This is a genomic window from Metalysinibacillus jejuensis (assembly GCF_003057615.1).
GTDB classification, from domain to species: domain Bacteria; phylum Bacillota; class Bacilli; order Bacillales_A; family Planococcaceae; genus Metalysinibacillus; species Metalysinibacillus jejuensis.
Window position 1 is genome coordinate 46,931 of record NZ_QAFW01000013.1, and the last position, 9,391, is coordinate 56,321.

At 40.6% G+C, this 9,391-nt stretch carries 8 protein-coding genes; 2 read left to right on the plus strand and 6 right to left on the minus strand.

The genetic code is table 11. From position 1 onward, the window contains the following. Positions 1-4 precede the first annotated feature (4 nt). The 5 genes from DDE80_RS06455 to ilvD all read right to left on the minus strand — a co-directional run bounded on the left by DDE80_RS06455 (position 5) and on the right by ilvD (position 6,895). Positions 5-1,543, minus strand: a complete 1,539-nt coding sequence (locus DDE80_RS06455; RefSeq protein ID WP_108306855.1) for a 2-isopropylmalate synthase — start codon at positions 1,541-1,543, stop codon at positions 5-7. Further along, positions 1,530-2,564 (minus strand): ketol-acid reductoisomerase, encoded by a 1,035-nt coding sequence (ilvC, locus tag DDE80_RS06460; protein ID WP_108306856.1) that lies wholly within the window; start codon positions 2,562-2,564, stop codon positions 1,530-1,532. Before ilvC ends, DDE80_RS06455 begins: the two co-directional genes overlap by 14 nt. A gap of 50 nt (positions 2,565-2,614) precedes the next feature. Continuing rightward, entirely contained in the window at positions 2,615-3,130 is a 516-nt protein-coding gene (gene ilvN / locus DDE80_RS06465) for an acetolactate synthase small subunit (protein WP_108306857.1), read from the minus strand. Next, positions 3,127-4,884 carry a biosynthetic-type acetolactate synthase large subunit gene (gene ilvB, locus DDE80_RS06470; protein WP_108306858.1) on the minus strand — a complete coding sequence of 586 codons (1,758 nt, stop codon included), beginning with the start codon at positions 4,882-4,884 and terminating at the stop codon, positions 3,127-3,129. Before ilvB ends, ilvN begins: the two co-directional genes overlap by 4 nt. Before the next feature lie 340 nt (positions 4,885-5,224). After that, positions 5,225-6,895, minus strand: coding sequence for a dihydroxy-acid dehydratase (gene ilvD, locus DDE80_RS06475; protein ID WP_108306859.1), 1,671 nt, complete (start codon positions 6,893-6,895; stop codon positions 5,225-5,227). A gap of 615 nt (positions 6,896-7,510) precedes the next feature. On the opposite strand from ilvD, the gene DDE80_RS06480 reads away from it, so the two are divergent. Next, positions 7,511-8,050: a cysteine hydrolase family protein gene (locus tag DDE80_RS06480; RefSeq protein ID WP_108306860.1), complete on the plus strand. Its 540-nt coding sequence runs from the start codon at positions 7,511-7,513 to the stop codon at positions 8,048-8,050. Positions 8,051-8,140: 90 nt separating this feature from the next. Then, positions 8,141-8,401: a GlsB/YeaQ/YmgE family stress response membrane protein gene (locus tag DDE80_RS06485; protein WP_108306861.1), complete on the plus strand. Its 261-nt coding sequence runs from the start codon at positions 8,141-8,143 to the stop codon at positions 8,399-8,401. Between the two features lie 19 nt (positions 8,402-8,420). On the opposite strand, the gene DDE80_RS06490 is transcribed toward DDE80_RS06485, so the two are convergent. Then, entirely contained in the window at positions 8,421-9,086 is a 666-nt protein-coding gene (locus DDE80_RS06490; RefSeq protein WP_108306862.1) for a lytic transglycosylase domain-containing protein, read from the minus strand. Positions 9,087-9,391 lie beyond the last annotated feature (305 nt).

Consider the following 9,391-nt stretch of genomic DNA (forward strand, 5'->3'; position numbering starts at 1 on the left):
TTCTTTATTGTGTCACTTGTGCACGCATACTCGCTTGAATTAATTGGCGATTCATCGCATTTAAGTACGCTTTTGCACTTGCTTCTAACACGTCTTGTGCTGCATCGCGACCTGTCGTCGTCATATCTTTATAACGTAGGTTAATTACCGCTTCACCTAAAGCGTCACGTCCTTTACCTACAGAAGATACACGATAGTCTAAAATATTAATTTCACCGTCAAAAAATTGCTCTAACGTATTAAAAATAGCTTCTACCGATCCTGAGCCTGTCGATGCTAATGTTTTTAGCTCGCCCTGTGGTGTAATAGCTGATACGGTAGCTGTTGGAATATTTTCCGTACCGTACTGTACTTGTACACTCTTTAACTCAAATAACGGCACATCATCAATTAACACTTGCTGTTCTGTTAATAACGTGATTAAATCCGCTTCTGTAATTTCTTTTTTGCGATCGGCTAATTTTTTAAATTCGTCAAACGCTTTATTTAAGCGCTCGTCAGATAAATCAAAGCCCATTTTTTCAGCACGGTCACGGAAAGCTGCACGGCCTGAGTGCTTACCAAGTACAAGTGGTACTTCTCCTTCACCAATAAGTGATGGCGACATAATTTCATACGTCTCTGGATGCTTTAACATACCATCTTGGTGAATACCTGACTCATGTGCAAAAGCATTTTTACCTACAATTGCTTTATTAGGTTGAATGACAACGTTCGTTAATTTACTTACCATTTGCGACGTGCGTTTAATTTCACTTAAATTTATCGTTGTCTCATAAGGGTAAAAGTCACCACGCACTTTTAATGCGACTGCCACTTCTTCTAGCGCAACATTTCCTGCACGTTCGCCGATACCATTAATCGTACCTTCTACTTGTAGCGCACCATTTTCAATTGCTGCAATCGTATTCGCTGTTGCCATACCTAAGTCGTTGTGACAGTGTGCAGAGAATTTTACTTTTTCCGCACCTTTCACGTTTTCTAGTAAAAACTTAAATAAAGCACCGTATTCTGCTGGAGTTGCATACCCTACTGTGTCTGGCACGTTAATTGTCGTTGCACCTGCGGCAATGACCTCATTCATAATTTTTACTAAAAACTCACGGTCCGAACGGAAAGCATCTTCTGCTGACCATTGCACGAGTGAGAAGCGAGACTTTGCATACTTTACAGCTTCTACTGCCTGCTCGACGACTTGCTCTGGTGATTTTTTTAGTTTGTATTCCATATGAATTGGAGATGTCGCAAGGAACACGTGAATATGGGGTTGTGCTGCGCCTTTAATCGCTTCCCACGTTACATCAATATCTTTTTGTACACAGCGCGCAAGGCCTGTTACAATAGAGCCCTTTACTGTGTTTGCGATGCGTTGTACAGCATCAAAGTCACCAGGTGACGAAGCGGGAAAACCCGCTTCAATAATTGTGACACCTAGTCGTTCTAATTGCTTTGCAATTTCGATTTTTTCGCCTGTGTTTAAGTTAATGCCGGCTGATTGTTCACCGTCACGTAATGTTGTATCAAAGATGTCAATTTTTTGCACTAGCGCTCACTTCCCTAACGACTGTTTTTTTATTTTCATTGATGAATGGCATCATCGCACGTAGCTTTTTACCAACCTCTTCAATTTGGTGGTTAGCTCCCGCTTCTTTATATTTCGTGTAATTTGGACGACCTGTTTCGTTTTCATTGATCCAGTCTTTCGCAAATTTACCTGATTGAATGTCTGTTAATACATCTTTCATGCGTGCTTTTACTGAAGCATCGATAATACGAGGACCCGCTACATAGTCGCCCCACTCTGCTGTATCTGATACTGAGTAGCGCATTGTTTCCATACCGCCTTCAAACATTAAGTCAACGATTAATTTAAGCTCGTGTAATGTTTCAAAGTAAGCAAGTTCTGGTTGGTAGCCCGCTTCTACTAGTGTTTCGAAACCAGCTTGTACTAATGCTGTAGCGCCACCACAAAGCACCGCTTGCTCACCGAATAAATCTGTTTCTGTTTCTTCTTTAAATGTTGTTTCTAGTAAACCACCGCGTGCAGAACCGATACCTTTACCGTAAGCAAGTGCTAACTCTTTTGCTTGACCTGTCGCATCTTGATGGATAGCGAATAAACCTGGTACGCCAGCACCTTGTTCGAATTGACGACGCACTAAGTGACCTGGGCCTTTAGGTGCCACTAAAAATACATCAACATCAGCTGGTGGTGTAATTTGACCGAAATGAATATTGAAACCGTGTGCGAACATTAATGCATCGCCCGCTTTTAAGTTTGGTGCAATTTCTGCTTCATAAACTGCTTTTTGACGCTCATCCGGTAATAAAATTTGGATGATATCAGCTTCAGCTGCTGCTTCTGCTACAGTTTTTACGTCTACACCGTCAGCTTTAGCTGCGTCGAATGAACCGCCTGGGCGTACGCCTACTACTACATCAAAACCTGAATCTTTTAAGTTAAGCGCATGTGCATGACCTTGTGAGCCATACCCGATGATTGCGATTTTTTTACCTTTTAAAATTTCGTCGTTAATATTTTGTTCATAATACATTGTTGCCATGATTAAATTCCTCCTAATATGTGTGGTTTATATAGTTAAGGCGTTAGCCGTCACTTCAAAATAGATAATTGTGGTGCTTGTGTCTTTTGCGTTTCACGTACCGAAGCTGTAACACCTGTACGTGTGAGCTCTTTAATACCATAAGGGCGAATGAGCTCAATAAATGCATCGATTTTATCAGGATCCCCTACCACTTGGTAAGTTACCATACTTTTTGATGTATCAACGATTTGTGGTCGGAAAGGCTCTACAATGCTGTTCATTTCCAAGCGCATCGCTGGTGGCGAAATTACTTTCACTAATGCGAGCTCTCTTAGCACGATTGAATTATCCGTAATATCATTTACTTTTAACACATCAATTTGCTTAGAAAGCTGTTTGATAAGTTGCTCGATTTTTTGAGCATCATCGACATTTACAATAAACGTCATTTTAGAAATCGTTGGTTGATCAGTATGACCTACTGTAATGCTTTCTATATTGAACTGGCGCTTCATGAGCAAGCCAGTTACACGGTTTAATACACCGCTTTGGTTGATAACTGTAATCGTAATTACGCGTCTCATTGTGGCTTCACTCCAATCATTTCATGTAATCCCGCACCTGGTGCTACCATCGGTGTTACATTTTCAATTTGTTTTACGCGGCAATCAATTAACGCTGGCTCGTCTGAACGCAGTGCTTCTTCAAATATAGCGTCCATTTCTTGTAGCGTATCAATACGGTAACCTTTAATGCCATAAGCTTCAGCAAGCTTTACAAAGTCAGGCTGTACAGGCATTAATGATGATGAATAACGCTTTTCATAGAAGGCTTGTTGCCACTGACGTACCATACCTAAACAACTATTATTTAAAATAACGATTTTTACAGGTAGGTTAAATTCTTTTAGTAGCGCAAGCTCCTGTGCTGTCATTTGGAAGCCAGCATCGCCGCAAACTGCCACAACACGACGATCAGGCTCTGCAAACTGTGCCCCAATAGCTGCTGGGAAACCGAACCCCATCGTTCCTAAACCGCCTGATGTTACCCAACTATGGTCATTGTTAAGTGGGTAATACTGCGCTGTCCACATTTGATGTTGACCAACGTCAGTCGTAACAATTGCTTCACCTTCTGTTACACGGTGAATTGTTTGTAGCGCTTGCTGCGGTAAAATTTCTTGCTCATTTTCTGGCAATGTATACCATAAAGGGTATTCTTGTTGCATCGCTTGTAAACGTTCGTGCCAAGCGCCTACTTCAGGTTTATCAAACGGCTTCTTTAATAATGCTTGTAGCGCTTGCTTAGCATCACCAACAATTGGAACTTCTGTCGGCACATTCTTGCCAATTTCAGCTGGGTCAATATCGATATGAATCACTGTAGCGTTTGGTGCGAATGTTGCTAAATTACCCGTTAGGCGGTCATCAAAGCGAGCGCCGATATTCAGTAGTACATCGCATTCCGTAATAGCATAGTTAGCCGTTGCTGTACCGTGCATACCTGCCATACCTAGATTAAGTTCATGTTCGCCGTGCACCGAGCCTAACCCTAATAGCGTTGTAGTAATTGGCAATTCATAACGTTCGATAAATTCAGTTAATTCTTTTTTGGCATCTGCGAATAATACGCCAGCTCCTGCTAAAACGATTGGTTTTTTTGCTTGGCTTAACGCTTTAATTGCCTTTTGAATTTGTAAGTAATTTGGCTTATACGTTGGTTGGTAGCCTGGTAAATCGATTGGCGCATCCGGACTTGGCAGATCTTCGACATTGAATAAGTCCATCGATACGTTTTTAGGGAAATCGACTACTACTGGTCCTTTACGGCCTGTATTGGCAATATGAAACGCCTCTTTTACGATGCGTGGGATATCTTTTGGGTCTTGCACTTGATAGTTATGTTTAGTAATCGGTGTAGTAATCCCCATAATATCTGCCTCTTGGAAAGCATCTGTTCCAATAACGGCTGTTGATACTTGACCGGTAAACACAACGAGTGGGATAGAGTCAATCATCGCATCTGCAATGCCTGTCACAAGGTTTGTTGCTCCTGGACCGCTCGTCGCAATTACGACACCTGGCTTATTCGATACACGTGCATATCCCTCTGCAGCATGGATTGCACCTTGCTCATGCCTTGCTAAAATATGGCGGATTGGGTTGCGATACATCGCATCATAAATTTGTAACACGGCCCCACCTGGATAACCAAAAATAATTTCAACACCTTGATCGTGTAGCGCTTTGACTAGTAAATCGGCTCCGTCCTTAGGTTGTTGTTGTTCGCTTTGTTGCATCATCGGTTGTTTTTCGTCCACTGAAGTATTTGCACACATATCAATTACTCCTCCCTCATAATTCCAATTTTTTTATAAAATAAAAAAGACTCTTTTTCTCCACACACAAAGAAACCTTTGTGCGAGGGATGAAAAAAGCCTTTTCATGGTACCACCCTTGTTCATAGCAATTTAATGCTATCTCAGGAATAAATACGGCAAGCGCATTTATTCATTTGTAACAGGCACTCTGTTGTGCCCGAAGCTATCTAATGGCTGACGCGTTTAATAGCTCACTCCGAGGGGATGTCGGATATAGTTGTATTACTGGCTTTCAGCACGACCAGCTCTCTGTGAATACAATTATCTATACCCTTTAACCTCATCAACGTTTTAAATATTAAATTTTCATCACGCCGCCTGTAGATGCACTTGTTACTAACGCTGAGTAACGTGCTAACCAGCCACGCTTAATTTTAGGTTCAAATGGTTGTAGCTTTGTACGACGCTCTGCTAAAACTTCTTCAGCCACTTCTAATTCAATCGTACGGTTTGGTAAATCAATCGTTATGATATCACCATCTTCAACGAGTGCGATAGGCCCGCCTTCTGCAGCTTCTGGGGAAATATGCCCAATTGAAATACCACGTGAAGCACCAGAGAAACGACCATCTGTGATGAGCGCTACCTTTGTACCTAGCCCACGTCCTTGAATGGCTGACGTCGGCGCAAGCATTTCTGGCATCCCCGGACCACCTTTAGGTCCCTCGTAACGAATGACGACTACGTGGCCTTCACGCACCGTGCCATTATCAATATTTTCTTGCGCGGCCTCTTGCGAATCAAAAACAATAGCTTCGCCTTTAAACACTTTAATTGATGGGTCAACTGCGCCTACTTTAATAACGCCGCCTTGTGGTGCGATATTGCCAAATAGTACAGATAAACCACCTACAGGGCTATACGGATTATCTTTTGTACGAATGACTTGGTCATTTGTAATATGGAAATCCTTAACGTCTTCGCCAATCGTTTTACCTGTAACTGTAATGCGATTCGGGTGAATACTACCCGGAATTTTAGTTAACTCATTAATGATAGAGCTAACTCCACCTGCTTTTTCAATGTCATCCATTGAAATATCAGAAGCTGGCATAATTTTTGCTAAGTAAGGCACGCGTTCTGCTACCTTATTAATATCTTCTACGTTATAGTCAATTTCAGCTTCGTTAGCAATCGCTAATGTGTGAAGTACAGTATTTGTCGATCCACCCATCGCCATATCTAATGCGAATGCATCATCAATCGCTTCTTTTGTAATAATGTCACGCGGTTTGATGTCTTCTTTAATCATACGCACTAATTGCTTTGCAGCTTCTTTAATTAATTTATGTCGTTCATTAGATGTCGCTACAATCGTACCATTACCCGGTAGTGTAACGCCTAGCATTTCCATTAGGCAGTTCATCGAGTTTGCTGTAAACATACCTGAACATGAGCCACACGTCGGACATGCATTGTTTTCAATGTCCAGTAGCTCTGCTTCACTCATCTTACCTGACTTTAATGCACCTACACCTTCGAAAACAGAAGTTAATGAAAGTTGCTTACCTGTAGAAGATACGCCTGCTTCCATCGGGCCCCCTGAAACAAAAATAGAAGGTACATTTGTACGAACAGCTGCCATTAACATACCTGGCGTGATTTTATCACAGTTAGGAATGTAAAACACACCGTCGAACCAGTGAGCATTAATTACGGTTTCTGCTGAGTCGGCAATTAACTCTCGGCTCGGTAGCGAATAGCGCATACCAATATGCCCCATTGCAATACCGTCGTCAACACCGATTGTATTAAACTCAAACGGAATGCCGCCTGCTTCGATAATTGCTTCTTTTACAACGTCTGCGAACTGTCGTAAATGTACGTGACCAGGAATAATATCGATGTACGAGTTACATACGCCAATAAACGGCTTATCTAAATCCTTTGCCTTCACCTTACCAGTTGCATATAGCAAGCTACGGTGTGGTGCACGGTCAATACCTTTTTTAATCATGTCACTTCTCATTTACAACGACTCCTACTCTTTAAACATTTCTTGTTGCAATGCATTTGCATTACGTAATTGAAATTGTTGTTATCATAGTACGAAATGTAACACCTCGTCAACAGTATTTTTTGAATTGTTTAGACAATTCACTTAATTATGACAAAATGAAATCGTTTTCTTGCTTGATACACTCACTTTCTTGTCGCTAAGACTATATTTTCAATTATTTTAAAAATTAACTGAATATTTTACAAATAGACAAAAAACTGATGCTTATCGCTAGTTATGTATGTCGGCTACATTATTGGTCTAGCCTTTAGTATGCTATTTAAAAAGCAACTAGTCACCATTCCACTAGTTGCTTCACTTCATCTTATTCATTATTTTTCTCCTTTACTTAATCAACCAGAAATCAAGTGCTAAGTTAACAAAAACTAACGTATGCACACCTGCAAACCATAAACCATACTTATCAAGCTTCTTCATCATTACTAGATCCATATCACTCACCCTTTCTGTCGTTTCGATAATTATATATTCGCAAAGTACAGAAATCAAGTTTTTTCGACAGAAAACAGACGTAAAGACAGATGTGTACTTTTTACGTATAATAGAAAGAAAGGAGTGGTTATAATGAAGAAAGCGTTACTCGTGGTTGATTATACCGTAGATTTTGTAGCAGAAGATGGTTTATTAACTTGCGGATTGCCTGGACAAAAGCTTGAACAAGCAATCACTGCATTAACGAAGCAATTTTTAGCACAGGGCGATGCCGTATTTTTCATTAATGATTTGCATGAAAAAGATGATACGTTACACCCAGAAAGCAAACTTTTCCCCCCACATAATATTCGTGGAACGAAAGGGCGCAATATGTATGGTGAATTGCACTCACTATATGAAGCAAATCCTGAAATTATTTGGTTAGATAAAACACGCTACAGCGCTTTTGCTGGTACTAACTTATTTTTATTGCTGCGTGAGCGCGGGATTGAAGAATTGCACATTGTAGGCGTTTGTACAGACATTTGCATCCTGCATACATGTGTAGATGCCTATAATTTAGGCTACCCTACGATTGTGCATAAAGCGGGGGTGGCAAGCTTTAACGAGCAGGCGCATGAGTTTGCGCTCGCTCACATTCAAAACTCACTCGGTTTCACAATTATTTAATTTTTTTGTTTAACTCTTTGTGAAGTAGGAAATATAGTTACTAAGCAAGCAGAACAATAAACTTTCTACACAAAGAGGAGATGAAGTATTATGTTTAGCTTTTTATGGTTTTTAATTATCGGTGGTATTTTAGGATGGTTAGCAGGTCTTATTTTAGGTAAAGATATCCCAGGTGGCATTATTGGTAATATTATAGCTGGTATTGTTGGTTCTTGGTTAGGTGGCACTTTGCTTGGTGCATGGGGTCCAAAAGTAAGTGATTTCTATATCGTACCTGCTTTAATCGGTGCCATCGTCTTAATCTTTATTGTAAGCTTAGTATTAAAAGCATTGAGCGGCAATCGTGCTTAATATCACAAAAGAGGAGGGACTAGCCCTCCTCTTTTGCTGTGTGAATTAAACTAACTAACGCATCCTTATGCTCACTGTATAATTGGTAAAAATGCATAACGTCGCGTACGTATTTATCACTATGATTATAGTTGAAAACGGCTTTTTCGATTTCACCGCTCGCTGCCCCAGCGTGTGCTAAATAATTGGCAGCGCTAAAAATAGCGTCTTCTATATCATAAGGATCTGCAATACCGTCGCCATTCGCATCAACACCGTAGCCGCCATATTGTGCAATGACAGCTAAACTTGTCAACTCATTTGTTGGTATTTTACCTTTACCGAGCCCTTCACATGTGGGGTGTTGCCAACCTACAAAAGTACAGGGCATAAATTGCATATGTCCTACAGCGCCTGCAGGTGATACAAGTGTACTCATAGTAGAAAAGCGTGTTTCAATACGATGATGGGCTGCAAGCAATGTCCATGGCACATGATAAGCTTCTTCGGCAGCCATATAAATCGGAATGTACTCTTCTGGTATCGGGATATCAAATAACGCTTGAACGGTCGATGTCTCTTCTTGCGTAAATTGCTGGACGATAGGCAATTCTTTTAGCCCTTGCCATACAAAAAAGAGCATTGTATAAACCGCTATAGCAGTCGGTATAAGTAAAAAAATAAGACCTAATTTAATTTTTTGCATTCATTATCAACTCCATCCCTAAAACTAGCATAATTCTTCATTCTTTTCCATTGAAAAAAAGCTATTGTACTATTGTCATATCAAATATTTACTAGTAAAATTATAACTTATCATCACGAGGAGGTTACATATTATGTGGAAAGACTGTGAACTACCCACCACTTATTGACCTTGCGGTCTAATTGAAGTGGGGGCTTCTCGACTTATCGTTGCTTTTACTAGCCAACGAAAACTGACCGAGCTAACCCTCTTGTTCCAAGAGTTTTTGTTTCTATGCTAATGCCAATAGGCGAATGCCTTCATTT

Bases quoted from the DNA above. Each gene is read 5' to 3' on its own strand.
- ilvC (WP_108306856.1), bottom strand. From the start codon at position 2,564: ATGGCAACAATGTATTATGAACAAAATATTAACGACGAAATTTTAAAA.
- ilvD (WP_108306859.1), bottom strand. From the start codon at position 6,895: ATGAGAAGTGACATGATTAAAAAAGGTATTGACCGTGCACCACACCGT.
- ilvB (WP_108306858.1), bottom strand. From the start codon at position 4,884: ATGTGTGCAAATACTTCAGTGGACGAAAAACAACCGATGATGCAACAA.
- ilvN (WP_108306857.1), bottom strand. From the start codon at position 3,130: ATGAGACGCGTAATTACGATTACAGTTATCAACCAAAGCGGTGTATTA.
- DDE80_RS06490 (WP_108306862.1), bottom strand. From the start codon at position 9,086: ATGCAAAAAATTAAATTAGGTCTTATTTTTTTACTTATACCGACTGCT.
- DDE80_RS06485 (WP_108306861.1), top strand. From the start codon at position 8,141: ATGTTTAGCTTTTTATGGTTTTTAATTATCGGTGGTATTTTAGGATGG.
- DDE80_RS06480 (WP_108306860.1), top strand. From the start codon at position 7,511: ATGAAGAAAGCGTTACTCGTGGTTGATTATACCGTAGATTTTGTAGCA.